Genomic DNA, 24292 nt, shown 5'->3' on the forward strand with positions numbered 1-24292 from the left:
TGGGCCCGGTGGCGCCCCGGCCCCGCGTCACCGATCGCCGGACGTCGGCAGATGGCGGGCCACGGAGGCGTTGAGCCGCTCCAGGTAGTCCGTCAGCCGGGCGAGGTCCTCGTCCGGCCAGTCCGCGATGGCCTCGCCCAGCAGCCGGGTCCGCCGGGCGGCCGCCAGGCCGACATGGCGGCGCCCGGTGTCGGTCAGCGCCACCCTCCGTATCCGCCGGTCCACGGTGTCCCGCACCCGGGTCACCAGGCCCGCCGCCACCAGCCGGTCCACGACGCGCACGGCGCGGGCCCGGTCGGACAGCAGCAGGGCGGCGATGTCGGACACGGTGGGCGGGGGTGGGGAGCTGGCCTCGACGAAGCGCAGCACCCGGTAGCCGGTCGGGGTGACACCGGCGGGCAGCCCGCCCAGGAAGCGCTCCCGCACCAGCGGTCCGTACAGCCCGTGGCGGGCGTGGCGCAGTTCCTGCAGCACCGCGTCCAGCCCGCGCAGTTCCTCATCCCGATCGTTCACGGACACCAGCCTGCGGCGCCGCCACCGCCGCTGGCAACGCACATCCGCCACCGTCCACCGAGATGGTTGTCGGGGTTCGCCGTCCGGTCGTCCGCCGGTAGCCCGCCGTGTCGCGCTGTTCACGGCGCCGCGGTGTCAGGCGACGGCGGGTGCGTGGGAGCTTCGCCCCATGACGACGACACCGAAGAACACGGCCACCACATCGGCAGCGTCGGCCACCAGACCGGCGACGGCGGCCACCATGTCCACCACGTCCCGGGTGAGCCGCCGGGGGCTGCTGGGCGTGGCGGGCGCCGCGGCGGCCGGTGCGGGCACGTATCTGTCCCAGCAGGAGGCGGTGGCGGCCTCGCCGGTGCTGTGGACCCGGCCGGAGGGGTCCGGGATGCCACCGGTGAGCGGGCTGCATCTGCAGTTCGGGGCCGACGCCGCCCGGGAGGTCGTGGCCTCCTGGCAGACACCGGTCCCGGTGAAACGGCCGCGTGTCATGCTCGGCACCCCGGCCCATGGCATGGGCACCGAGGTCTCCGCGCGGACCACCTTCTACCGGGACGCCAAGTCCGGGCAGAGCATATATGTCCACCACGCCCGGCTGAGCCGGCTGCGCCCCGGCACGGACTACGTCTACGCCGCCGTCCACGACGGGGCGACACCGGAGGCCGGGTCGTTCCGCACCGGGCCGGGCGGCCGGGCGCCGTTCACCTTCACCAGCTTCGGCGACCAGGGCACGCCCACGGTGGGCAAGCTGAACGGGCCCAAGCCGCCGAAGATCACCGAGAAGCTCATCTATCTCAACGACAACCTCGGCTCGCCGTACGCCAACGACGTGACCACCGCCGTCGAGCGGGTCGCGCCCCTGTTCCACCTCATCAACGGCGATCTGTGCTACGCCAACCTGTCCGAGGACCGGCTGCGCACCTGGGCGGACTGGTTCGACATGACCAGCCGTTCCGCACGGTTCCGGCCGTGGATGCCCGCGGCCGGCAACCACGAGAACGAGCTGGGCAACGGGCCGATCGGATTCGCCGCCTACCAGTCGTACTTCGCCCTGCCCGGCAACGGCGGCGACGACGAGACCCAGGGGCTGTGGTACGCCTTCACCGTCGGTTCGGTGCGCGTCGTGAGCCTGGCCAACGACGACGTGGCCCTTCAGGACGCCGGGAACACCTATGTGCGGGGCTACTCCGGCGGTGCCCAGCGGCGCTGGCTGGAGGCCGAGCTCACCCGGGCCCGGACCGACCGGGACATCGACTGGATCGTGGTCGTCATGCACCAGGTGGTCGTCTCCACGGCGGACCACCCGGGCAACGGCGCCGACCTCGGCATCCGTCAGGAGTGGCTGCCGCTCTTCGACAAGTACGGCGTCGACCTGGTCGTCTGCGGCCATGAACACCACTACGAGCGCTCCCACCCGATCCGCGGCCGGGAGCCCAACGACACGATGACGCCGACCCCCGCCGCCACCCGTACCGATCTGGTGGACACCGGCAAGGGGACGGTGCACATGGTCATCGGTGGCGGTGGCACCTCGGTCCCGTCGATGGACGTCCTGTTCGACACCCCGCGGTGCAATGTCATCACCGGTGTCGGCGACACCGGTGCGAACGGCCACAAGACCCCGGTCTATGTGACGGAGGCGGCCCCGTGGTCTGCCGTGCGCGACCGGGTGAACCCGTACGGCTTCGCCGCGTTCACCGTCGACCCCGGCACCGAGCCGGGCGGCCCCACCACCATGTCGGTGACCTACTACGCGGTCACCGGGCTCTACGGCCGTATCGAGCCCGTGGACACCTTCACGCTCCGGCGGACCCGTAGCGACGGTGAGCGACGCCGCTGACGGCGAGCCGCCCCGATACGGGCATGGGGTGATCCATTTCGGGAACGCGGGAGGGCATGCAGACGCTGAACCGATGGGAACGGGCGATAGAGCGCTGGGAGGCATCGCTGCTCGCCAAGGTGGTCCGCAGCGAGCCCGTCGAACTCCTCGGCGCGCTGAAACGTGAATGCGACAGCCACACCGTGGTGTGCGGACCGACCCGGGTGGTCGTGCCCAACGTCTATGACGTCGAGCTCGCCGACGCGGTGCACGAGGAGCTCACCCGGCGTGGCTGTCATGTGGGGCAGGAGCTGACGGACCAGCTCATGCGCCACGCGGAGGACAAGGGCTATGAGTGGGCCGGCCCGCTCACCGTGCACGTGTCCCGGTCCGACCGGGTGCCCAACGGCAGGTACCGGGTGGTGGGCCGGCCCATGACCCATATCCGCGCGGACACGTTCGCCGACGCGACGGCCTAGCGCGTCAGCGGGGCAGCCGCCCCGGGTCGGTGGCCCAGCCGGTGTCGGGCCGGTCGGCCAGGTCGAAGGAGAGCGAGCCGCCCTGGCGCACGACGGAGCCGTCGAGCCATGACGTGTCGTGCGGCCGGCCGTTCACCCGCACCGCCCGCACATAGGGGCGGGTGTCGGACGCGTCCGGGGCGTCGATGGTCAGGGCGCGCCGCTGCCCCGCCGGGGCGATCGCCGCGCGGGGGAAGAGCGGACCGGTGAGCAGTGCCTCGGCGCGCCCCGGGGCCTGCGGATAGAGGCCGAGCGCCGCGAACACGTACCACGCGGACATCGTGCCCAGGTCGTCGTTGCCGGGCAGCCCCTTCGGCCCGGTGCCGTACACGGTGGTGACGATCTGGCGCACCGTCTCCTGGGTCTTCCAGGGCTGCCCCAGCGCGTTGTAGAGCCAGGGGGCGTGGATGCCCGGTTCGTTGGTGGGGTCGTAGCGGAGCGGATCGCCGCCGCGGACCGACCAGGAGCCGTCGGGCTTGTGGAAGAAGCCGTCCAGCCGGGCCGCCGCCTTGTCCCGGCCGCCCATGGCCTCGGCGAGCCCCTGGACGTCCTGCGGCACCATCCAGGTGTACGTGGCCGCGCTGCCCTGGGCGAAGCCCCGGTCGGACGCCGGGTCGAAGGGGGTCACCCAGGAGCCGTCGCGGTTCCTGGCCTGGATGTACCCCGCCGCGCCGGTGGCCTGGGGGTTGAACACATTGCGCCAGTAGCCGCCGCGCGTGCCGAGCTCGTCGGCCTCCTTGGTGCGGCCGAGCAGCCGGGCCCAGCGGGCGAGCGCGTCATCGGCGACGGAGTCCTCCAGGGTCTCCGCGGCGCCGCCCCAGCAGTGGCAGGCGTCCTGTGCGGCGTACCGGGACTCCAGGTACTGGGCGAGGCCGGGGCGCTGGCCCTCGCACTGCCCCGGGCAGCCCTTGTCGGAGAGCCCGTCGGGGTGCGGGACGGTGGCCTGGCGGTAGAGGGAGTCGAAGGCGCCCTTGGCGTCGAAGTTCCGCACCCCCATGGCGTAGAAGGTGGCGAGTGTGGCGGCGGAGGGGTCGCCGGTCATCACATGGGTGGCGCCGCTGATGTGCACCCAGCGGTCCCACACCCCGCCGTTCTGCCGGGCGAAGTTGAGCAGCGACTGGGCGAAGTCCCCGGCGACCTCGGGCTGGAGCAGGGCGAGCAGCTGCACCTGGGCGCGGTACTGGTCCCAGCCGGAGAAGTTGCTGTACTGCGCGGTCTGCCCGCGCTCGACGCGGTGCGGTGTGCCGTCCATGCCCGGGTAGCGGCCGTCGGTGTCGCTGATCAGGTTGGGCTGCTGGAGCGAGTGGTAGAGGGCGGTGTAGAACGCGGTGCGGCGCGGCTCGCTGCCGCCGCTGATCCGGATGGCGCGCAGCCGGCGGTCCCAGGCGGCCCGTCCGGCGGCGGCCACGTCGGCGACGCTCGCCCGGGGCGCTATTTCGGCGCGGAGGTTGGACTCGGCGCCCGCGAGGGAGACGTACGAGATGCCGAGCCGCATCCGGACATCGTTGTCACGCGCGGTGTCGAAGCCCACGTATCCGCCGGAGCCGCGCCCGGCCCGGTCGGCGCCGGTGAGATAGCCCTCGCCGCCGTCGGCGGTGGTGGCGCCGGGTGAGAGCCGGTCGTTCTCCCAGGTGCCCACGGTGGAGAAGGCGCGGTCGAACGAGGCGCTGAAGTGGAGGCGGTAGTAGGTCTTGCGGTTGTTCTCCCCGCCGTTGGCGCGCCGTCCGCAGAACGCGCCGGTGAGCACCCAGCCGGTGACCTTGTGCCGCTCGCGGTCGATCTCGATGTGCGCGTTCTCGCTGCCGTTGAGCGAGTTGGAGGTGCGGAACAGCAGCCGGGCCGGGGCGTCCCGGGGGAAGGAGAAGTCGGCGACACCGGCTCGCTCGCTCACCGCGAGATCGGCGGACGCGCCCGAGTCGAGCCCCACCCGGTAGTGGCCGGGCTCGGCCTTCTCCTTCTCGTGCGAGAAGGTGGCGGCGTACTTCTGGTCCTTGGTGTCGGCTGTGGGAGAGCTGTCGACCTCGCCCACGAACGGCATGATCGGCACATCGCCCGCGGCTCCGGGGTGGCAGCCCGCGCCGTTGACATGGGTGAGGCTGAAGCCCCGGACCCGGGTGGTGTCGTACGCGTAGCCATTCGCCGCCGCGGTGTTGGTCTGGTCGCCGGTGGTGCTGGTCGGGGACCAGGCGATCATGCCGAACGGCAGATTGGCGCCCGGATAGGTGTTGCCACCACCCGCGGAACCGATCAACGGGTCCACGTGGTCGACGGGGTGACGTACCTCGTCGGCCCGTGGTGCCGCGCTCGCCGCGGGGGCCTCGACGAGCGGGGCGAGCAGCGCGCCGACCGCCACCGCCACTCCCCCGCCGGCCAGCGCCGATCGGTGTCCGAGTCTCTTTCGCCGCGTTCTGTGCGTCTCCATCGGGGATCACGCCCTTCCATGTGTCGGGGTGAACCTAGGGCCTGTCTGGGGTTGTGATCTGGGCTCGCGGGGCGTGGCACGTACGCTCGCGGCGTTGCCGAAACGCCCTAGTAGCTCCGCTACGAGGGCCTTCCGGCGCCTTGCGATCGCACGCACCACGCCCCGCTCCCTGATCCAGATCACAACCCCAGACAGGCCCTAGAGGCATACGGTGACGCTGGAGTGAACCGGACGCCGGAGACGGACGGCTGACGGCGGGACCGGTCCCCGGGGCCCCGCTCTACGGTTCCCGCCATGCGGATCACCTGGAGACTCGTCCTCGGCTTTCTCGCCGTCTCGGTCCTCGCGCTCCTGGCCGCCCTGGCGCGTCCGTCGTGGCCCCAGGGGCGGGGCGCCGCCGCGCCGACGGCGTCGCTCACGACCGGGACGGGGACCGAGCGCTGCACCCTGCACATCGCCACCCCGCGGGAGGCGGCGCGCCGGGCGAAGCCGGGGGACACCGTCTGCTTCGACGGCGATCTGTCCCGGCGGCGGCTGGTCATCACCAAGGGCGGGAGCCGGGAGCGCCCGATCGTCTACGCCGGGGGCGGGGACGCCGTGGACGGCATCACCATCGAGGCCGACGACGTGATCGTGGACGGGTTCCGGTCCGTCCGGCCGGAGGCGCCCGGGATCGAGCTGACCGGCCACCGCGTCACCCTGCGGAACAACACCGTGATCGGCCCGAGGGGCGGGGACGGTGACGGCATCCGGTTCTTCGGCGACGATCTGACCATCGCGCACAACACCGTCCGCGACACCGACAACAGCCATGGCCGGCACGCCGACTGCATGCAGACCTTCGCCAGCGACACCCCGCCCAGCCACCGGGTCCGCATCGAGCACAACCGCTGCGAGGACATCGACAACATGTGCCTGATGGCCGAGGGCCCCGACGACGGCGAGGGCGACGGCCACGGCATCACCGGCGACTTCACCATCCGGGGCAACCACTGCGAGACGCTGCGCGCCTCCCAGGCCCTGATGTTCGAGGACGTACGGAACGCCACCATCACCGGCAATGAGTTCGCCACCCCCACCCACCACGCCATCGGCCTCGCCCTCCACTCGACCGGCGCCCGGGTCGACGGCAACACCCTCCACCCCGGTATCCGCTACGAGGTGGGCATCGACGCCTCGTCCCGGGCCGGTTACCGGGGCCCGGAGCCGGGCGGTCCGCCGTAGGAGCCTCTGGGAGGAGGAGCCGGGGGGGAGCGGGGGCGCGGGGTTCTCCCGCTCCCCCCGGGATACGTTCCGCCGCTCCTCCCGGGGCAGACGACGCCCGGTCGCACAGCGGGACGGAGGACGCCCCGTCACACCGCGCCCGCCGCGTCGCGTGCCGCCGCCAGATCCGCCACCAGGCGCTTCTCGACCGGGACCCCGGGGCCGGAGTACTGCCCGGACGGACACACCGGGCCCGTGAAGCCGAGCTCGGTCAGTTGGCCGAGCGCCGCCGACCAGTCGGCCAGCCACTCGGACCCGGGCACGAACCAGGGTTTCCAGTGCCCGCCGACGGCCGCACCGGCCGGTTCGGTACGCACATGGATGGCGTTTCTTGAGGTTGACGATGCCGAGCCGCTCGGCGACCAGCGGCAGGGTGATCCGCGGATCGTCGCCCGCCGGCGCGTCATGGGCGGCGTCCCAGACGACGCGGAAGTGCTGGACCGGCAGACCGTCGAGGAGGTCCATCACTCCCAGCGCGGAGGACACATAGCGCCCGTGGTGCGGCTGCACCCCGACCTGGACGCCATATTCCCCGGCGAGCGGCGCCGCGTCCTCCAGCCGGTGCCGTACCCGCCGCACGGAGGCGGCATAGCCGTCGGGGCCCAGCTCGGCCATGACCCGGATCATCGGCACGCCCGCCTCCCGGCAGGCCGCGAAGACGGGTTCGCGGAGATCGCTCGCGACGCTGATCACCTCGACGCCCTCGGCCCGCAGTCGCGCGGTGAACTCCGGCAGCAGCCGTCCGGCCTCGGCCGGGGTGACGTACGCGGTGTCCCGGACCGGGGCCTCGGCACCGGTGAAGCCCAGGCCGGACACCAGCCGGCCCAGAGTGTCGCCGGGCACCTGGAGGCCGACGGCCGCGGTCCTGGTGGAGTCGCTGTTGGATATCACCAGCGGCCAGAGCAGGTTGTTCCACTGGCTGATGAACTTGAACACCGCCAGGGTGGCGATGGCCGGGACGGCGAGCGGGACGATCACCCGGATGAACGTCTGCCAGCGGTTCGCCCCGTCGAGCCGGGCGGCCTCCTCGTAGTCGCGGGGCACGCCCAGGAAGAACTGGCGGAGCAGGAACACCCCGAGCGCGGTGAAGGCGTGCGGCAGGAACACCCCGAGCCAGGTGTCCACCCCGTGCAACTTCGCCACCAGGATGAACTGCGGGATCAGCGTGACCTGCGTCGGAATCATCAAGGTGGTCAGATAGACGCCGAACAGCGGCTCCGGCCCCGGAAGCGCAGCCGGGCGAAGGCGTACGCGGCCAGCGCCGCGGTGACCGTCTCCAGCAGCGCCGTACCCCCGGCGAAGAAGACGGTGTTCAGCAGATAGCGGCCCAGGGGGACGAGGTCGAAGGCGCGGCCGATGTTCTCCGGATGCCGGCTGCCGGGCCAGAACGACGGCCGTGCCGCCATCGACTCGGTGTCGGACTGGAAGGCCACCAGGACCATCGTCACGATGGGGGTGAGGGTGACCGCGGTGACCAGGAAACAGGTGAACACCAGCAGCCGCCGGGCCGCCACGGGCGAGCGGCGGAGGGCCGCGAGCGCGGGCACGTCAGAGGTCATAGTGCACCAGCCTCCGCTGGACCAGGAACTGCGCCGCGGTGATGACGACGATGAAGGCGAACAGCACCATCGATTGCGCGGCCGCGTAGCCCTGCTCGTAGTTCTGGAATCCGGTCCGGTAGATGTACATCACAAGCGTGGTGGTGCTGGATCCCGGCCCGCCGTCCGTCATCACCAGCGCCTGGTCGAAGACCTGGAAGGAGTCGATGATCGAGGTGACCACGGTGAAGAACACCGAGGGCGTCAGCAGGGGCAGCGTCACCGAGCGGAAGGTGCGCCAGGGCGAGGCACCGTCCACCCTGGCCGCCTCGTAGAGCTGCTGTGGAATGGCCTGCAGCCCGGCGAGGAAGAACACCACGCCGAAGCCGAAGCTCTTCCAGACGCTCATCAGGATCAGGGCCGGCATGGCCCAGTCGTCCGAGATCAGCCAGGCCGGGCCGTCGATCCCGAAGGCGCCGAGCACCACGTTGATCAGCCCGTCGTGCGGGATGTAGAGCCAGACCTAGACGAAGGCCACCGCCACGGTGATCGTCGCGTAGGGCAGCAGGAGCAGCGACCGGAACACCGCCATGCGCCGCAGCCCCTGGTTGAGCAGCAGCGCCAGGCCCAGGCTGACCAGCAGTGTCAGCGGCACACTGACGAAGGGCGGAGGAGCAGCACATCGGCCGCGCCGCCGCCCGCCTCAACATGACCCAGCCCCCGCTGGCCCGTCAGATCCAGGCGCTGGAACGCGCCCTGGACGTCGTCCTGTTCGAGCGCACCGGACGAGGCGCCCGGATCACCGCGGCGGGCCGGGTCTTCCTCGACCACTGCCACCGGGTGCTGGCGCTGCTGGACGCCGCGCCGACCGCCACCCGCCGCGCCGCCGAGGGCGGCACCGGCACTCTCCGGCTGGCCTTCACCGCGATCGGCGCGTACGCCATCCTGGCCGATGTGCTGGACCTGGTGAAGCGGCACCTCCCCGATGTCACCGTGGAGTTGACCGAACTGGTCAGCCCCGATCAGTTCGCCGCCCTCTCGGAGCTGCGCGTCGACCTGGGTCCGGTGCGGCCGCCCATCCCCGAGGGGTACGCCTCGCTCCCGGTCCACTCCGAGGACCTCGTCCTCGCGGTGCCCTCCGGCCATCCGCTGGCGGATGCGGACGTCGACACCCCCGTCGCCCTGACCGACGTGGCCGACGTGGCCGACGTGGCCGACGACTACATCGGCTACAGCCCCGATGGCTCCCGCTATCTGCACGACATCTGCGCCGCGATGATCGGCGTGGACCGCTACGCCGTCAGCCAGTTGACCTCTCAGGTCCCCACCATGCTCGCCCTGGTCCGCGCGGGCCTGGGCTGCGCCCTGATCCCGTGTTCGATCATGACCATGGGCGTCCACGGCGTCCGCTACCGCGAACTGGCCCCGGCCGACGCCCACTCCGTCACCCTCCACGCCTGCTGGAGCCCCGACAGCCCCAATCCGGCCCTCCAGCGGCTGGTGGACGTCCTCACCCGGGAGCGCTCGGGAGGCGGCTGTGAGATAGGCCATATGCGGCGGTAAGTAACGGTCCAAAGATATATAAACAGCCGCCAGGCCATTGAGCAGAGGGCCTTCGTGATCCGTATTCGCCGGTGCAAGCACGGGCGGACACTGCTCCGCACAACGACCGGCGTCCCCGCCAGGAGGCTCTATGCGATCCCGGTACTTCGTGACAGGTACCTCCCTCCTCATAGGTTCCGTGGTGGTCACCCTCGGCGTGATCATGTCGCCCGTCCTGACGGGTGTGCAGCAGAAGAACCAGACGAACCTGGCGAAGACGAGCTCGACCCAGTACGGACCGCTCACCGGCGCCGACCGGGACTTCGTGGTCAAGGTCCGGCTCGCCGGGCTGTGGGAGTACCCCGTCGGTGAGCTGGCCCTCAAGAAGGGCACCACGGCGGCGGTGAAGACGGCCGGTGAGCATCTGATCGTGGGGCATGCGCAACTGGACCAGGCCTCACGGGACATCGCCCCCAAACTCGGCATCACCCTGCCCAACAAGCCCACGCCGCAGCAGCAGGGGTTCCTGGACACGCTGACGGCCGCCACGGGCAAGAACTTCGACGGCCAGATGGCCCAGATCCTGCGCATCACCCACGGCCAGATCTTCAGCTCCATCGCCAAGATCCGGGCGACCAGCAAGAACACCCTGGTGCGCCAGCTCGCCACCCAGGCCAACAACACGGTGCTGGACCACATCACCCAGATGGAGAACACCGGGATGGTCGACTACGAGCGGCTACCCGCCCAGATCACCTCGACCCCGACCCAGGGCCCGAACTTCACCAAGCCGGTGATGCCCAAGCCCGGTGAGCCCATGGTCGTCCTGAAGAAGCCGGCCTCGCTCGAGGGCAAGGGCGAACCGCCCACGGCGTCCCCGCCCGCCCCGGTCGACGACGCGCCGGGCGCCTCGGGCTCCCCGACCACTCCGGGCGCCACCTCTTCCCCCGCCGCCCAGTAACACACCGTCAGGAGAGCGCAGACAAGCCGGGTGAAACGCGGGCGGTTTCCGCCACATCGGTACCGTCAAATCACGCCACTCTGTGCGCCGCGGGGGTGCGAAACGGCTCCGGGAGAGCCTCATGACCACCCCCGGCGGGCACCGCGCCGCGCCCCGGCTCCACGCGTATGCGTACTCGACCATCGCACGCCCGTCTACTGACCCATCCACCACGCCTGCAATAGGACGGTGGAATATGCGCCAGCCCGCCTGTGGCCCAGCGGGCCCCGCACCCGCTAGGAATCGTCCAGAGGGCCGATGACCGGGCCCGGCGCCGCCTCCGACGGGGCCGCCGGGACCTACGGGGCCCATGAGGCGGCGGACCCTACTACGCGTCGCCCGCCATTTCCGAGCATTACTGGATTTAACCCCCAAGAGCTGAACCCTGCGTAACCTCACCGTCACTGGCGAAGCGCCACCGGTGGGCGCCCGCCATGGGTGACGCAGGGAGGGGAGGCCGCATGCCCGGAATCGACGAGTGCCTACTGGAAGCCATGACCGTGAACGGGGCGCGCGGAGCCGCCGTGATCGAGTGGACCAGCGGACTCGCGCTCGGCATGGTCGGCGAGGTGCGCGACGAGGACCCCGAGGCCACCGCGGCGGAGACGGCGGAGCTGGCCCGGATGGCCGCCGAGCAGCGGGCGTTCGCCGCGCTGGGCCCCGGAAGCGACAGGAGCGGCGCCGACGCCGACGAGGGGGACGGGGAGCCCGCCGTCGAGGACGTCATCGTCACCACCCGCACCTGCTACCACCTGCTGCGCTTCGTCGACACGGCCTTCGACAGCGGCGTCTTCTTCTACCTCTGGCTCGACCGCCGGGAGGGCAATCTGGCGCTCGCCCGGATCCGGCTGCGCGACATGTGCGGGCGGCTGGCGCTGATATGAGCCTGCCGCACCGGAGCGGGGCCCGAGCCGGACAGGCCCCCAGCCTCACCGGGCTCGCCGACGAGCGGGCCAGCGGGGCCCTGCTGTGCGACGCGGGCACCGTCTACCTCCGGGACGGCCAGGTGGTGCACGCCGAGAGCCCGGTGTCCCCCGGGATCGAGGTGCTGCTCACCACCGGTGGGCGGCTGACCGCCGACAGCTGGCGGGAGGCGGTGGGCCGGACGGGCCGGGCCGGTGGGGTCGGGCGGTTCCTCGTCGACAGCGGCCGGCTGTCGGACGCGGAGCTGGAGATCTGCCATCTGGGCGCGCTGTTCGACGCGGCGTACTTCGCACTGGGGCACGGCAGCGGGCCTCGCGGCTTCCAGCGGGGCGCGGCCCACTGGCTGGGGCCGGTGCGCCCGGTGGGCGCGGTGGCCGTCGAGCGCGAGACCCGGCGCCGCGGCAAACTGCTGGCCGCCCTGTGGCCGTATCCGCAGGTGGACACGGAGCCGGTGGTGCTGCGCCGCCCCGACGGCCGCGCCCCGGCCGTCACCCCCCGTCAGCGCGCGGTGCTGGCGCTGGCCGACGGGGTCCGCACCCCCGCCCGTATCGCGCGTGAGCTGGGCCGGCCCGCCTTCCACACGCTGATCGACATACGGCGGCTGGCGGCGGCGGGCCATGTCGCCACCCCACGCTCCACGCGTCCGGAACATCCGGGGCGCCCCGGCTCGCCCGCCCGGACCGCCGCTTCCGCGCCGCCCGGCCCGGACCGCGGTCCCGGCGCGGTCGTCTTCACCGATCCCGATATCGACCTGCTGCGTCGGCTCCGCGATGCCTTGGAGGCAACCCTGTGATTCCCCCGACCGACCCGCCCGCCCCGTGCGCGGCGTCATGAGGCTCACCCTGCGGCAGCGCACGGAACGGAAGTGGCTGCTGACCGCCGAGCCGGAAGTGCTGGAGGAGTTGCGCCGGCTGCGGGCCCGGGTGACGCATGTGACCGGCGCCCTCGCCGCCACCAGCGACGGTGTGGTGCTGGCGCATGACACGGCCGCCGTCGAGCCCGAGGGCGTGGCGGCGCTGACCGCCGCGGCCCTCGGAGTGGCGCAGTCGCTGGCGGGTGCCACCGGGCGGGGCGACTTCCGGGAGCTGCTGGTGCGCGGCGCGAACGGCTATGTGGCCACCTACGCCGCGGGCTCCACGGCGGTGCTGACCGTGCTGGCCGGTGACCGCACCAACGTCGGCCGCCTCCATATGGAGGCCCGGCGCTCGGGCGCCCGGCTCGCCGATCTGGTGGGCGTCGCCCTCAGCAGGGCCGAGCAGCCCTGACCCCATGACCTCCCCCGCCCGGCGCGCACCCCGCGCGCCGAGAACCGACCGGACATCACTGACATCGAAAGGAACAGCCACGATCATGGCGAACACCCAGACCGCGCTCAAAGAGGCGATGACGTCCATAGAGGGCTCCCTCGGCGCCGCGCTGGTCGACTACTCCAGCGGGATGGCCCTCGGCACCGTGGGCGGAGGCAAGGAGCTCGACCTGACGGTGGCCGCGGCGGGCAACACCGATGTGGTGCGCGCCAAGGTGCGGACCATGGAGCAGCTCGGTCTGCAGGACAACATCGAGGACATCCTCATCACCCTCGGCAACCAGTACCACCTGATCCGGCTGCTGAGGGGCCGGGACAGCCAGGGCCTCTTCCTCTATCTGGCGCTGGACAAGAACCGGGCCAATCTGGCGATGGCACGCCACCAGTTGCGCAAGATCGAGACCGACCTGGAGGTCTGAGTCGTACGGCCCCGGTCCGGCCCGAGGCGAATCCGGTGGGTCGGTCCGGCCCACCGGACGCCGGCCCCCTAACGCACCAGGCAGGGTCGCTTGTTGTCGAAGGTCCAGCCCGGAATGAGATAGCGCATGCCGACCGCGTCGTCCCGCGCCCCCAGCGCCTTCTCCTGGTAGAGGGCGTGGGCGGCGAGGAGCCGGTCGCGGTCGAGCCGGATGCCCAGCCCGGGGGCGTCCGGGATGGCGATCTCACCGCCCGCGATCCGCGGCGGCTCGACGGTGAGCCGCTCCAGCCCCTCCTGCCAGATCCAGTGGGTGTCCAGGGCGTTGTACGCGCCCGGGGCGGCGGCTCCGCAGTGGGCCACCATCGCCAGGGAGATGTCGAAGTGGTTGTTGGAGTGGCAGCCCCAGGTCAGGCCCATCTCATGGCAGAGCTGGGCCACCCGTACCGACCCCTGCATGGTCCAGAAGTGGGGGTCGGCCAGCGGGATGGAGACGGACTGCAGCGCCAGCGCGTGGGTCATCTGCCGCCAGTCCGTGGCGATCATGTTGGTGGCCGTGGGCAGTCCGGTGGCGCGCCGGAACTCGGCCAGGATCTCCCGTCCGGAGTAGCCGTCCTCGGCGCCGCACGGGTCCTCGGCGTAGGCGAGGGTGCCGAGCAGCGGCCGGCACAGCTCGATCGCCTCGCGCAGCGGCCAGGCGCCGTTCGGGTCGAGGGTGATACGGGCCTCCGGGAACCGCTCCTTGAGCGCCCGTACCGCCTTGACCTCCTCGTTTCCCTCCAGGACCCCGCCCTTGAGCTTGAAGTCCGCAAAGCCGTAGAGGTCGTAGGTGGCCTCGGCCTGGCGGACGATCGCCTCGGGGGTCAGCGCCTGCTCGTGGCGGATGCGGTACCACTCGGCGTCGGCGTCGGGTTCCCGGACGTACTCCAGGTCGGTCCGGTCGGGGTCGCCGACGTAGAACAGATAGCCCAGGACCCGTACCGAGTCGCGCTGCTGCCCGTCGCCCAGGAGCGCCGCGACGGGCACCTCCAGATGCTGCCCCAGCAGGTCCAGCAGGGCCGACTCGACGGCGGTGACGGCGTGCACGGTGGTGCGCAGATCGAAGGTCTGGGTGCCCCGGCCCCCGGCGTCGCGGTCGCCGAACCGCTGCCCGATCTCGCGCAGCACCCGCTTGTAGTCGCCCACCCGCGCCCCGACGACGAGGGATTCGGCGTCGCGCAGCGTCTGGGTGATCTTCGCGCCGCCGGGCACCTCGCCCAGTCCGGTACGGCCCTCGGAGTCCTCGAGGACCACCACGTTGCGGGTGAAGTAGGGGCCGTGGGCGCCGGAGAGGTTCAGCTCCATGCTGTCCCGTCCGGCGACCGGATAGACGGAGAACGAGGTGACGGTCGGCTGGCTCATCGTGGCGTCCTTGAGTCGGGGCGGTCGGGCCTTGGGTGTCGGGTCTTGGGTGTCGGACCTCGATTGTCAGACATTGAGTGCCTCGAGGGCGGCTTCGACGGCCAGCACGCCGCCGAGGCCGAGGACCGCGAGCACGGTGGTGTAGGTGGTGCGCGCCTTGATGGCGTCGATGACGGAGAGGTTGAAGTACTCCTTGAACATCCAGAAGCCGGGGTCGTTCACATGGCTGAAGGCGATCGATCCGCAGGAGACGGCGAGGACCATCAGCTCGGGGTGGACTCCGCTGTTGTCCAGGAGCGGCTGCACCACACCGGCGGCGGTGACCACGGCGACCGTGGCGGATCCGAGCGCCACCCGCAGGACGACGGCGATGAGCCAGGCGAGGATGATCGGCGAGATGGACCAGCCGTCGGTGAGGTCCTTGATGTAGTCGGATATCCCGCCCTCCACCAGGACCTGCTTGAACGCGCCACCGGCCCCGATGACCAGCAGGATCATCGCCATCGCCTGGGCGGCGGAGTTGCAGGAGGCGCTGACCTCGGACAGGCTCCGGCCGATCCGGGGACCGAACGCCCACACCGCAAGCAGCAGGGTCAGCAGCAGGGCGATCGGCGCCGATCCGATGAAGGTGATGAAGTGCAGGGCCGGGCTGTCGCCGGAGACGGCCATGTCGGTCACCGCGGCGCCCGCGATCAGCACCACCGGGACCAGGGCCACCGAAAGCGACCAGCCGAGGCCCGGCATCTCCTCCTCGGTGAAGGTGCGCTCGCTGACCAGGCCCTTGGGGATCTGGGGGTCCATCCGGCGGACGAACGGAAGGCGCGGCCACACCAGGGCGATCAGCGCACCGGCCGGGACGGCGATGAAGAGCCCGTAGAAGAGGGTCAGACCGACGGAGGCGTGGAAGGTCGAGGCGACCGCGGTGGGGCCGGGGTGGGGCGGCAGGAAGCTGTGCATGGTGGACAGGGCGATGGACATCGGAAGCCCGACCCACAGCAGGTTCTTGCGGGTGACCCGGACGATGGTGAACGCCACCGGCACGATGATGACGAAGGCCACCTCGTAGAACATGGTCACGCCGATGAGCATGGCGGTGACCACCATCGCCACCTGGACCCAGCGCAGTCCGAAGGTGTCGATGAGGGTGTTGGCTATGCGCTGGGCCGCGCCGCAGTCGCCCATGACCCGGCCGACCATGGCGCCCAGACCGACGACGAGCATGGTGTCGCCGATCTGACCCCCGACGCCCTCTCCGAGGACATCGGGGATCTTCTCCATCTCGACCCCCCGCACCAGCGCGACGCCGACGGCCACGAGGAGCAGGGCGATGAAGCCGTTGAGCTTCAGCTTGGTCATGAGGAACAGCAGGATGGCCACGCTGATTCCGACGACGACTAGAGGCATGTCTTCAGTTCCCCTTTGAACTGCGGCCGGTTGAGCCGGAGACTCGAACGGCTGCCAGACGGGCCAAGGAGTCCACGTACATGCACTCCGTCTATATATGCAGATGGAGGCTAGAGGGGTGAACACCACCGGTCAATGGGTACGGCCAGGGATCCATGACCGGGTGGGTGCGAAACGGGCCTATCGGGCGCCGAACTCCGCCTCGGCGCCCGTCCAGGCGCGGGCCTGCTCGCTGAGGGTGATGCCGAGACCGGGCCGTGCGGACACCCGCATCCGGCCGTCGCGGATCTCCAGCCGCTCGTTGAACAGCGGCTCCAGCCAGTCGAAGTGCTCCACCCACGGCTCCTGCGGATAGGCGGCCGCCAGATGGAGGTGGATCTCCATCGCGAAGTGCGGGGCGAGCTGCAACTGGTGCTGCTCGGCGAGGGTCGCCAGCTTGAGGAACTGGGTGATGCCACCGATGCGCGGTGCGTCGGGCTGAATGATGTCCGCCGCGTTGTGGCGTATCAGCTCCCAGTGCTCGGCCACGCTGGCCAGCATCTCGCCGGTGGCCACGGAGGTGTCCAGCGAGGCGGCGAGGGCCGCGTGACCGGCCGCGTCATAGGCGTCCAGCGGCTCCTCGATCCAGACCAGGCCGAACTCCTCGAAGGCGCGGCCCATGCGCTGTGCGGTGGGCCGGTCCCACTGCTGATTGGCGTCCACCATGAGCGGTACGTCATCGCCCAGGTGCTCCCGTACGGCGGTCAGCCGGCGCAGGTCCTCCTTGCCGTCCGGCTGGCCCACCTTGATCTTGATACCGCCGATCCCGCTGGCCAGGGAGGCCGTCGCGTTCTCCAGCAGTTGCTCGGTCGGCGTGTGCAGAAAGCCACCGGAGGTGTTGTAGCAGCGGACGGTGTCGCGGTGTGCGCCCAGCAGCTTGGCCAGCGGCAGCCCGGCCCGCTTGGCCTTGAGGTCCCACAGGGCGATGTCGAAGGCCGCGATCGTCTGGGTGGCCAGCCCGCTGCGGCCCACGGAGGCACCGGCCCACACCAGTTTGGTCCAGATCTTGGCGATGTCGCTGGGGTCCTCGCCGAGGAGGGTGGGCGCGATCTCCTGGGCGTGGGCGAACTGGCCGGGCCCTCCGGCGCGCTTGGAGTAGCTGAAGCCGATGCCCTCGTGCCCCTCCTCGGTGGCGAGTTCGACGAAGAGGAAGGCCACTTCCGTCATCGGCTTCTGGCGCCCGGTGAGCACCTTGGCGTCGCTGATGGGAGTGGCCAGGGGAAGGACGACCGAGGACACTCGGATCCAGGAGACCCGGTCGAGGGTCGCCTCACCTGACTGCTGCGCGGCGTGCGTTGCCGTATGCGATGTGGTCACCACGTGTTGTCCCTGTGTGTGGGGCCCGCTTGCGGGGCGAGTGGATGTCGTCGAAGCCGCCCCCGGGCGGCCGACGAGCTCCTCTGCAAGCTAAGGTCGCCAGACGATCTACGTCTAACTTAAAATTGGCATGCGTTGATACCGGGAGAGCATCGTTGTTCACGCTCATGCAACTCACCAGCTTTGTGACAGTTGCCGAGGAGCTGCATTTCACCCGGGCCGCCGAGCGGCTGAAGATGACCCAGCCGCCGCTGAGCCGCCAGATCCAGCTGCTGGAGACCGAGTTGCGGGTCCAGTTGCTGGAGCGCACCAACCGCTCGGTGCGGCTCACCCCCGCGGGGCGCGCCTTTCTCACCGAGGCCCGCCGCATCCTGCGCCAGTCCGAGCACGCCGTGCTCGCCGCCCAGCAGGTGGCCACGGGCGAGGCGGGGAGCATCGCCATCGGTTTCACGGCGGCCAGCGCCCACTCCGTGCTCGGCACACTGCTGGAGATCGCCCGTGCGGCCATGCCGGGCGCGGAGATCACCCTGCGCGAGATGGTCACCCGTGATCAGCTGGAGGCCGTCACCGAGCAGAGCCTGGACCTGGGTCTGGTGCGGCCCTCGGTCACCGGCCCCGATCTGCGCTCCCGGCCCGCGGCCCGGGAGCGGCTGCTGGCCGCCCTGCCGACCGGGCATCCCCTCGCGGCGGGTGAACGGCCGCTGCGGGTGGCCGACTTCGACGGGCAGCAACTGCTGATGTACTCGCCCATCGAGGCGCGCTACTTCAACGAGCTGCTCATCAGCATCTTCCGCGCCGCACACGCCACTCCGGTCTTCTCCCAGTACCTGAGCCAGGTCCACACCATCCTGGCGCTGGTGAACGGCGGCTGGGGAGTGGCCCTGGTCCCGGAGACCGCCGCCCGGCCGCGCTACCCGAACATCGTCTTCAAATCGGTGGAGCTGACCTCTCCGGAGCCGGTAGAACTGAACCTCGTGTGGCGGAAGAACAACGACAACCCGGCCTTGCAGGCGCTGCTCCGTCACGCGGCCGCCCTTCTCCCCGACCGAGGAGCCCGACCGGCGTGACTCCCAGAACCTCCGGTGGTCTGCTGCGGCGCCACCGCGACTTCCGGCTGCTGTGGTGCGGTGAGACCGCCGGGAAGTACGGTTCGGCCGTCACCGGTGTGGCGATGCCGCTGATCGCCGTCTCCACCCTGCACGCGGACACCTTCGAGGTCGGTCTGCTGGCCGCCACCGCTTGGGCCCCTTGGCTGCTCATCGGCCTCCCGGTGGGGGCGTGGGTGGACCGGCTGCCCCGGAGGCCGGTGATGCTGGCCGCCGCCGCGGCCTCGCTGGTGCTGTTCGCGTCCGTCCCGGTGGCCGCCCGGTCCGGGCTGCTGAGCGTCGAGCTGCTGCTGGCCGTCGCCCTGCTGACGGGTACGGCGGCGGTGTTCTTCCAGACCGCCTACAGCGCCTATCTCGCCGGTCTCCTGGACCCCGCCGACCAGCCGGAGGGCAACGCCAAACTGCACGGCAGCGCGTCCGCCGCGCAGATCGCCGGACAGGGCTCCGCCGGTCTGATCGCACAGCTGGCGGGCGCGGCGAACGGGATGTTCGTCAACGCCGCGACCTTTCTGGTCTCCCTTCTCTGTCTGACCGGCATCCGCTTCCGCGAACCGCGCGTCCCCCGGGCCGAGCGCCCGCCCCGGGCGCTGGCCCGCGAGGTGGCCGAGGGGCTGCGGCTGATCGCCGGCGACCGGTGGCTGCGCACGCTGACGCTCTTCGCGGCCGCGTCCAATCTGGCGCTGATGGGATACCAGTCGATCTCGGTGGTCTTCCTGGTCCGGACCGTCGGTCTGTCACCGGGGCTGGTCGGTGGCCTCGTGGCGGCCGTCAGCCTCGGGGGCGTCGCCGGGGCGTTCTGCGCCCGCCGCGTCGCCGCCCGGGTCGGCGACGCACGGGCGACCCTCGTGTTCGAAGTGGGACTGGCCGTCGGCGCCCTGCTCATGCCGATGACCACCGAGGGACCCGGGATGGTGCTGTTCGTGGCGGGCGGTGTCTGCGTCACCGCCGGTGTGGTGGCCGGCAATGTGATCAAGGCGAGCTTCCAGCAGCGCTACTGCCCGCCGGAGCTCCTGGGCCGGCTCACCGCGACATCGGCGTTCATCAGCTACGGAACGCTGCCCCTCGGAGCCCTGCTAGGCGGTGCGCTCGGCACCGCGCTGGGCCTGCGCGCCGCCATGTGGATCACCACGGCGGGCATTCCGCTCGCCGGGCTGATCCTGCTCTTCTCCCCCATCCGGCGCTCCCGGGACCTCCCGGCGTCTCCTCGCGCCCGGCGCCACGGTGCCGCACCGGCCCGGGAAACCGCCACCGGTGAGGGCCCGTTGCCGTAAGGCTCGCGTCGCCCGGCCCACCGTGCGGAGCTACGCTCGAAAGGGAGGACTCGGTTCGCCTTCGAAGGGAACGATTCCGTGTCCGTCACATCACGCGCGTCGGCCCCGGCGCCGCTGCCCAGACATCGCGACTGCCCCTTCGACCCGCCCGGCGCCTATGAGGAGCTGCGGGAGGAGGGCGGGGCCAGTCGGCTGGCCTTCCCTGACGGCAAGGTGGGCTGGCTGCTCACCCGCCACGAGGACGTGACGCGGCTGCTGGCGGACGACCGCTTCAGCTCGGACCGGCGCCGCACCTCCTCGCCGGTGCACGCGTTCCCGGTCCGCCCGGACGACCGCCGCATGCTGGGCTCGTTCATCGGCATGGACCCGCCCGAGCACACCCGCTACCGACGGCTGCTGAGCAAGTGGTTCACCGCCCGGGGGCTGCGGGGGCTGCGGCCGCGGATCGAGGAGATCGTCGAGGACCACCTGGCCGCGATGGAGCGCGCCGGTCCCCCGGCCGACCTGGTGACGTCGTTCGCCCAGCCGATTCCGTCGCTGGTGATCTGCGAGCTGCTGGGGGTGCCGTACGAGGACCGCGCCGACTTCCAGCGATGGGCCACCGTGCTGCTCCGGCTCGGTCAGCGCGAGGAGGAGGTCTACGCCGCCCGGGACGCGCTGTGGGAGTACATGCGGGGGCTGATCGGCACCAAGCGGCGGCGGCCGGACGAGGCGCTGCTCTCGCGTCTCGTCAACGGCGATCACGGCACGCCCGGCGGCCCCGGCAGCGCCACGGCGGCCGGGCTGACCGACGAGGAGCTGACCGGTGTGGGGCTGCTGCTGCTCGTCGCGGGCCATGAGACGACGGCGAACATGCTGGCCCTGGGCACCTACGCGCTGCTGCGCCACCCCGAGCAGTCGCGCGGGGTGCGCGAGCGGCCCGAGGTGATCGACCACGCGGTCGAGGAGCTGCTGCGGTATCTGACCATCGTCCAGTTCGGGATCGTCCGGGTCGCGCGGGAGGACCTCGAGATCGCGGGGGCGCGGGTACGGGCCGGGGAGACGGTCGTCGGGGCGCTGGCGTCGGCCAACCGGGACGCCGCGCGGTTCGCCGCGCCGGACACTCTGGACATCACCCGCGCCCCGGGCGATCAGGTCGCCTTCGGCCACGGCGTTCACCAGTGCCTGGGCCAGCATCTGGCGCGGATGGAGATGCGGACGGGCTATCCCGCCCTGCTGCGGCGCTTCCCCACGCTCCGTCTGGCGGTGCCGCCCGACGAGGTGCCGCTGCGCCACGACATGCTGATCTACGGAGTCCACCGGCTCCCGGTCACCTGGGACCGGGCCGTCGGTTAGGCGGCCGGCAGGTTAGCCCACCAGGTGATGCCCTCATGGCAGGTCTGGCTGCCGTGGCTCGCGGACAGCGCGGTGACGATGCCGAGCCCACGGCCGTGCTCATCGGGCTCGATGTCCTCGTCCGTCCGCTGATCGGCGGGGATCGGGCCGCCGTCGGTGACCTCGATGCGCAGGGCGGCGCGGCCCTCGCACTCGGTCCAGCTCAGCCGCAGCACGGCCGGAGGCAGGGCGTGCAGGATCGCGTTGGTGACCAGCTCCGAGATCACCATGAGCGCCTCGTCGAGCCGGTCGGCCGACAGCTCCCATTCGGACAGCAGTGCGTGCGCCCACCGCCGTACGGTGGCGACGGCCTCGCAAATGTGCGGGACGGGCAGGACATGGCCGTCGGCCGCGTTCGCCGAGGGCCGGTCCTGGGACTCATCGCACATCGCCGTCGGCGGCCGGTCCGGGATATCGTCGTGGGCGGCTCCCGACGCCATCAGGGAGTCCGGGTCCGGCGCCTGGGAGCCGATGAGACGGACGCTGGTGAGATCGACGGTCCCCGCCGCCTGCCCGGTCACACCGTGCCCGGTGACACCGGACCCGGTGATACCGGACGTCGGCAGGCTCAGTTGCTCCGCCACGTCTCCTCCTCTCCAAGCCGGGTTGCGTCTCTCTGCCGGGCACCCTTCGGGTCCCCTTTCGGCATACTGGTCTTCTTGTCCCGATACGGACGCTATGGGCACCAGGCGCCGGGGTCAACGAATCCGGGTCGGCATTGCCGAACGTTTGGCGTCCTCGCCGACAGGCTGTGCCACTGGCCGAAGAGCTACGATCGCGACATGGCCGGCCCGGTGCAGTCCATCGAGCGGGCGGCGGCGATCCTGCGGCTGCTCGCCCAGGGGTCCGGTCGGCTCAGCCTGGGCGAGGTGGCGGCCTCGCTCGGCCTCGCGAAAGGCACCGCGCACGGCATTCTGCGCACCCTGCAGAGCGTCGACTTCGTCGAACAGGACAAGTCGACGGGGAAGTACCAGCTCGGCGCGGCGCTGCTGCACCTGGGGACCAGCTATCTCGACATCAACGAGCTGCGGTCCCGCTCCATCAACTGGACCGACGCCCTGGCCGCGCGCAGCGGTGAGGCGGTCCGCCTCGGAGTGCCCCTGGAGGGCAAGGTCCTCATCGTCCACCACGTCTTCCGGCCCGATGACACCTTCCAGACCCTGGACGTGGGCTCGCTGCTGCCCCTGCACGCCAGCGGGCTGGGCAAGATCCTGCTGGCGTACGGGGCGACTCCCCCGGAGCCGCTCATGGAAACCGAACTGGAGAGCTACACCCGGCATACGCTCGACTCCCCTCAGCGGCTGAGCCGGGCGCTGGCCGAGATCCGCGACACCGGGTGGGCGTTCGCGGCACAGGAGATGATGATGGGCGAGGCGGACATCGCAGCGCCGATCCGCGGACAGGGCGGGCTGGTGGTGGGCGCCGTCGGTATCTCCGGCGCCATGGACCGCCTCTGCGACAGCAAGGGACGGCCGCATGGCTCACTCGTCGGGCTGACGCGTGATGCCGCCCGCGCGATCTCCCGCGATCTCGGCGCGGCCCGATGGTGAAGCCCCACGCCCTGCTCCAACCCGCCCGAAGGCAGGCCAGGCCATGGTTGAACGCTATGTGATGTCCATCGACCAGGGCACCATGTCCACCCGGTGCATCCTCTTCGACCACCAGGGACGGCTGGTCTCGGTCGGCCAGCGAGAACATGAGCAGTACTTCGCCAGGCCCGGCTGGGCCGAGCACGACCCCACCGAGATCTGGTCCCATCTGCGCCGTGTCGTCGTCCCCCGGGCCCTGGAGGGCGCGGGGATCCGGCCCGAGCAGATCGCGGCGATCGGCATCGCCAATCAGCGCGAGACCACGGTGGTCTGGGACCGCCGCACCGGCGTCCCCGTGGGCCACGCCATCACCTGGCAGGACACCCGTACCAGCGGCTACGTCGAGGAGCTGCGGCGGACCACCGGTGACGACTTCTTCCTGGAACGCTGCGGGCTGTCGCCCACGACCTACTTCTCCGCGCCCCGGCTGCGCTGGCTGTTCGACCATGTCGACGGCTTGCGCGAGCGCGCGGAGCGCGGCGAGGTGCTGTTCGGCACGATGGAGAGCTGGCTGATCTGGAATCTCACCGGAGGGCCCGACGGCGGACTGCATCTGACCGACGCCACCAACGCCAGCCGCACCATGCTGATGAACATCCGCAGCCTGGCCTGGGACGATGAACTGCTCGCCTATTTCGATGTGCCCCGGGCGATGCTGCCGGAGATCCGCTCCTCCGCCGAGTGCTACGGCATGGCCGACGCGCTGCTGCCGGACGTCCCGATCTGCGCGGCCCTCGGCGATCAGCAGGCGGCGCTGTTCGGGCAGACGTGCTTCGCCCCCGGCGAGGCGAAGTGCACCTATGGCACCGGCAGCTTCCTCCTGGTCAACACCGGCACCGAGCTCGTACGGTCCCGGCACGGGCTGCTGACCACGGTGGGCTACAAGATCGGCGCCGAGCCGACGGTCTACGCCCTGGAGGGCCCGATCGCCGTCACCGGCTCACTGGTGCAGTGGTTCCGCGACCGCCTGGGGCTGATCCACAGCGCCCCGGAGATCGAGACCCTCGCCCGCGGCGTCGAGGACAACGGCGGCTGCTACATCGTCCCCGCCTTCTCCGGGCTGTTCGCCCCGCACTGGCGCAGCGACGCGCGCGGGGTGATCGTCGGGCTCACCTCGTACATCACCAAGGGGCATCTGGCCCGTGCCGTCCTGGAGGCCACCGGGTGGCAGACCCGGGAAGTGGTCGACGCGATGAACGCCGACTCGCCTCGGCCGCTGCGCCGGCTGAAGGTGGACGGCGGGATGACCTCGAACAATCTGCTGATGCAGTTCCTGGCCGATGTCCTGGACATGCCCGTGGTGCGGCCCATGGTCTCCGAGACCGTCTCCCTCGGCGCCGCCTACGCCGCGGGGCTCGCCGCCGGCTACTGGCCGGATCTGGAGGGGCTGCGCCGCAACTGGCACCGCGCGGCCCAGTGGATGCCCACGATGGACCCCGCGCGGCGGGAGGCGGAGTACGAGAGCTGGCGGCGGGCGGTCGAGAGGTCGCTGGGCTGGGCCAGGTCGTAGCCCGGGGCATATTCCTCCCCGGTTCCT

Annotated in this window: 24 protein-coding genes and 2 pseudogenes; 15 read left to right on the plus strand and 11 right to left on the minus strand. The window is 71.3% G+C overall.

What is annotated here, in order from left to right; genetic code table 11:
* Nucleotides 1-27: 27 nt before the first annotated feature.
* Nucleotides 28-513 (minus strand): MarR family winged helix-turn-helix transcriptional regulator, encoded by a 486-nt coding sequence (locus tag NP777_RS03625; protein WP_256648523.1) that lies wholly within the window; start codon nt 511-513, stop codon nt 28-30.
* Between the two features lie 241 nt (nt 514-754).
* On the opposite strand from NP777_RS03625, the gene NP777_RS03630 reads away from it, so the two are divergent.
* Together NP777_RS03630 and NP777_RS03635 are read left to right on the plus strand one after the other, a co-directional pair.
* The gene (locus NP777_RS03630; protein ID WP_256648524.1) at nt 755-2347 is read left to right on the plus strand and encodes a purple acid phosphatase family protein; all 1593 of its coding nucleotides are present in this window, start codon (nt 755-757) and stop codon (nt 2345-2347) included.
* A 56-nt stretch (nt 2348-2403) separates the two neighbouring features.
* Nucleotides 2404-2805, plus strand: a complete 402-nt coding sequence (locus NP777_RS03635) for a DUF3662 domain-containing protein (RefSeq protein WP_256648525.1) — start codon at nt 2404-2406, stop codon at nt 2803-2805.
* A gap of 4 nt (nt 2806-2809) precedes the next feature.
* Here NP777_RS03635 and NP777_RS03640 read toward each other — a convergent pair whose 3' ends face one another.
* The gene (locus NP777_RS03640) at nt 2810-5266 is read right to left on the minus strand and encodes a GH92 family glycosyl hydrolase (RefSeq protein ID WP_305889232.1); all 2457 of its coding nucleotides are present in this window, start codon (nt 5264-5266) and stop codon (nt 2810-2812) included.
* Between the two features lie 294 nt (nt 5267-5560).
* Here NP777_RS03640 and NP777_RS03645 point away from each other — a divergent pair, with 294 nt between their 5' ends.
* A complete protein-coding gene (locus tag NP777_RS03645; RefSeq protein ID WP_256648527.1) occupies nt 5561-6490 on the plus strand; it encodes a right-handed parallel beta-helix repeat-containing protein in 930 nt (309 codons plus the stop codon).
* Nucleotides 6491-6618: 128 nt separating this feature from the next.
* On the opposite strand, the gene NP777_RS03650 is transcribed toward NP777_RS03645, so the two are convergent.
* The 5 genes and pseudogenes from NP777_RS03650 to NP777_RS03670 all read right to left on the minus strand — a co-directional run bounded on the left by NP777_RS03650 (nt 6619) and on the right by NP777_RS03670 (nt 8722).
* The gene (locus NP777_RS03650; RefSeq protein ID WP_256648528.1) at nt 6619-6846 is read right to left on the minus strand and encodes a hypothetical protein; all 228 of its coding nucleotides are present in this window, start codon (nt 6844-6846) and stop codon (nt 6619-6621) included.
* Nucleotides 6847-6916: 70 nt separating this feature from the next.
* Nucleotides 6917-7714 (minus strand): annotated as a pseudogene (locus NP777_RS03655) (ABC transporter permease subunit); the annotation flags it as partial.
* A gap of 8 nt (nt 7715-7722) precedes the next feature.
* On the minus strand, nt 7723-8088 hold the full coding sequence (locus NP777_RS03660) for a hypothetical protein (RefSeq protein WP_256648529.1): 366 nt from the start codon (nt 8086-8088) through the stop codon (nt 7723-7725).
* On the minus strand, nt 8078-8578 hold the full coding sequence (locus tag NP777_RS03665; protein ID WP_308405003.1) for a carbohydrate ABC transporter permease: 501 nt from the start codon (nt 8576-8578) through the stop codon (nt 8078-8080). Before NP777_RS03665 ends, NP777_RS03660 begins: the two co-directional genes overlap by 11 nt.
* A 12-nt stretch (nt 8579-8590) precedes the next feature.
* A complete protein-coding gene (locus NP777_RS03670; protein WP_256648531.1) occupies nt 8591-8722 on the minus strand; it encodes a hypothetical protein in 132 nt (43 codons plus the stop codon).
* A gap of 23 nt (nt 8723-8745) precedes the next feature.
* On the opposite strand from NP777_RS03670, the pseudogene NP777_RS03675 reads away from it, so the two are divergent.
* From NP777_RS03675 to NP777_RS03705, 7 genes and pseudogenes are all read left to right on the plus strand, one after another.
* Nucleotides 8746-8871 (plus strand): annotated as a pseudogene (locus NP777_RS03675) (helix-turn-helix domain-containing protein); the annotation flags it as partial.
* A gap of 36 nt (nt 8872-8907) precedes the next feature.
* Nucleotides 8908-9630 (plus strand): LysR substrate-binding domain-containing protein, encoded by a 723-nt coding sequence (locus NP777_RS03680; protein ID WP_256648639.1) that lies wholly within the window; start codon nt 8908-8910, stop codon nt 9628-9630.
* 130 nt (nt 9631-9760) lie between these two features.
* Nucleotides 9761-10570 (plus strand): DUF4142 domain-containing protein, encoded by an 810-nt coding sequence (locus tag NP777_RS03685; RefSeq protein ID WP_256648532.1) that lies wholly within the window; start codon nt 9761-9763, stop codon nt 10568-10570.
* Between the two features lie 500 nt (nt 10571-11070).
* Nucleotides 11071-11493 (plus strand): hypothetical protein, encoded by a 423-nt coding sequence (locus NP777_RS03690; RefSeq protein ID WP_256648533.1) that lies wholly within the window; start codon nt 11071-11073, stop codon nt 11491-11493.
* On the plus strand, nt 11490-12326 hold the full coding sequence (locus tag NP777_RS03695) for a transcriptional regulator (protein ID WP_256648534.1): 837 nt from the start codon (nt 11490-11492) through the stop codon (nt 12324-12326). Before NP777_RS03690 ends, NP777_RS03695 begins: the two co-directional genes overlap by 4 nt.
* A gap of 37 nt (nt 12327-12363) precedes the next feature.
* Entirely contained in the window at nt 12364-12798 is a 435-nt protein-coding gene (locus tag NP777_RS03700) for a roadblock/LC7 domain-containing protein (protein WP_256648535.1), read from the plus strand.
* Nucleotides 12799-12883: 85 nt separating this feature from the next.
* Nucleotides 12884-13258 (plus strand): hypothetical protein, encoded by a 375-nt coding sequence (locus NP777_RS03705; RefSeq protein ID WP_256648536.1) that lies wholly within the window; start codon nt 12884-12886, stop codon nt 13256-13258.
* Between the two features lie 68 nt (nt 13259-13326).
* Here the strand turns inward: NP777_RS03705 and NP777_RS03710 are convergent, their stop codons facing one another.
* The 3 genes from NP777_RS03710 to NP777_RS03720 form a co-directional block, all read right to left on the minus strand.
* Nucleotides 13327-14655, minus strand: a complete 1329-nt coding sequence (locus NP777_RS03710; protein WP_256648537.1) for an enolase C-terminal domain-like protein — start codon at nt 14653-14655, stop codon at nt 13327-13329.
* A 66-nt stretch (nt 14656-14721) separates the two neighbouring features.
* On the minus strand, nt 14722-16059 hold the full coding sequence (locus NP777_RS03715) for a gluconate:H+ symporter (protein ID WP_256648538.1): 1338 nt from the start codon (nt 16057-16059) through the stop codon (nt 14722-14724).
* Nucleotides 16060-16239: 180 nt separating this feature from the next.
* Nucleotides 16240-17418 carry an L-talarate/galactarate dehydratase gene (locus NP777_RS03720; protein ID WP_256648539.1) on the minus strand — a complete coding sequence of 393 codons (1179 nt, stop codon included), beginning with the start codon at nt 17416-17418 and terminating at the stop codon, nt 16240-16242.
* A gap of 152 nt (nt 17419-17570) precedes the next feature.
* Between NP777_RS03720 and NP777_RS03725 the strand changes: the two genes are divergently transcribed.
* From NP777_RS03725 to NP777_RS03735, 3 genes are all read left to right on the plus strand, one after another.
* Nucleotides 17571-18482: a LysR substrate-binding domain-containing protein gene (locus NP777_RS03725; RefSeq protein ID WP_256648540.1), complete on the plus strand. Its 912-nt coding sequence runs from the start codon at nt 17571-17573 to the stop codon at nt 18480-18482.
* The gene (locus NP777_RS03730; protein WP_256648541.1) at nt 18479-19792 is read left to right on the plus strand and encodes an MFS transporter; all 1314 of its coding nucleotides are present in this window, start codon (nt 18479-18481) and stop codon (nt 19790-19792) included. Before NP777_RS03725 ends, NP777_RS03730 begins: the two co-directional genes overlap by 4 nt.
* A gap of 78 nt (nt 19793-19870) precedes the next feature.
* A complete protein-coding gene (locus tag NP777_RS03735; RefSeq protein ID WP_256648542.1) occupies nt 19871-21127 on the plus strand; it encodes a cytochrome P450 in 1257 nt (418 codons plus the stop codon).
* Here NP777_RS03735 and NP777_RS03740 read toward each other — a convergent pair.
* Entirely contained in the window at nt 21124-21750 is a 627-nt protein-coding gene (locus NP777_RS03740; protein WP_256648543.1) for an ATP-binding protein, read from the minus strand. The genes NP777_RS03735 and NP777_RS03740 overlap by 4 nt on opposite strands.
* Nucleotides 21751-21948: 198 nt before the next feature.
* On the opposite strand from NP777_RS03740, the gene NP777_RS03745 reads away from it, so the two are divergent.
* Nucleotides 21949-22716 (plus strand): IclR family transcriptional regulator, encoded by a 768-nt coding sequence (locus tag NP777_RS03745; protein ID WP_256648544.1) that lies wholly within the window; start codon nt 21949-21951, stop codon nt 22714-22716.
* A 43-nt stretch (nt 22717-22759) separates the two neighbouring features.
* Nucleotides 22760-24265: a glycerol kinase GlpK gene (gene glpK, locus NP777_RS03750; RefSeq protein ID WP_256648545.1), complete on the plus strand. Its 1506-nt coding sequence runs from the start codon at nt 22760-22762 to the stop codon at nt 24263-24265.
* Nucleotides 24266-24292 lie beyond the last annotated feature (27 nt).

The organism is Streptomyces rugosispiralis (assembly GCF_024505145.1).
In the GTDB taxonomy this organism is placed as follows: Bacteria; Actinomycetota; Actinomycetes; order Streptomycetales; family Streptomycetaceae; genus Streptomyces; species Streptomyces rugosispiralis.

Excerpts from the sequence above, each read along its gene's own strand:
- NP777_RS03700 (WP_256648535.1), top strand. The coding sequence starts at position 12,364 with ATGAGGCTCACCCTGCGGCAGCGCACGGAACGGAAGTGGCTGCTGACC.
- NP777_RS03690 (WP_256648533.1), top strand. The coding sequence starts at position 11,071 with ATGCCCGGAATCGACGAGTGCCTACTGGAAGCCATGACCGTGAACGGG.
- NP777_RS03745 (WP_256648544.1), top strand. The coding sequence starts at position 21,949 with ATGGCCGGCCCGGTGCAGTCCATCGAGCGGGCGGCGGCGATCCTGCGG.
- NP777_RS03685 (WP_256648532.1), top strand. The coding sequence starts at position 9,761 with ATGCGATCCCGGTACTTCGTGACAGGTACCTCCCTCCTCATAGGTTCC.
- NP777_RS03715 (WP_256648538.1), bottom strand. The coding sequence starts at position 16,059 with ATGCCTCTAGTCGTCGTCGGAATCAGCGTGGCCATCCTGCTGTTCCTC.
- NP777_RS03645 (WP_256648527.1), top strand. The coding sequence starts at position 5,561 with ATGCGGATCACCTGGAGACTCGTCCTCGGCTTTCTCGCCGTCTCGGTC.
- NP777_RS03695 (WP_256648534.1), top strand. The coding sequence starts at position 11,490 with ATGAGCCTGCCGCACCGGAGCGGGGCCCGAGCCGGACAGGCCCCCAGC.
- NP777_RS03635 (WP_256648525.1), top strand. The coding sequence starts at position 2,404 with ATGCAGACGCTGAACCGATGGGAACGGGCGATAGAGCGCTGGGAGGCA.
- glpK (WP_256648545.1), top strand. The coding sequence starts at position 22,760 with ATGGTTGAACGCTATGTGATGTCCATCGACCAGGGCACCATGTCCACC.
- NP777_RS03710 (WP_256648537.1), bottom strand. The coding sequence starts at position 14,655 with ATGAGCCAGCCGACCGTCACCTCGTTCTCCGTCTATCCGGTCGCCGGA.
- NP777_RS03705 (WP_256648536.1), top strand. The coding sequence starts at position 12,884 with ATGGCGAACACCCAGACCGCGCTCAAAGAGGCGATGACGTCCATAGAG.
- NP777_RS03630 (WP_256648524.1), top strand. The coding sequence starts at position 755 with ATGTCCACCACGTCCCGGGTGAGCCGCCGGGGGCTGCTGGGCGTGGCG.
- NP777_RS03660 (WP_256648529.1), bottom strand. The coding sequence starts at position 8,088 with ATGACCTCTGACGTGCCCGCGCTCGCGGCCCTCCGCCGCTCGCCCGTG.
- NP777_RS03640 (WP_305889232.1), bottom strand. The coding sequence starts at position 5,266 with ATGGAGACGCACAGAACGCGGCGAAAGAGACTCGGACACCGATCGGCG.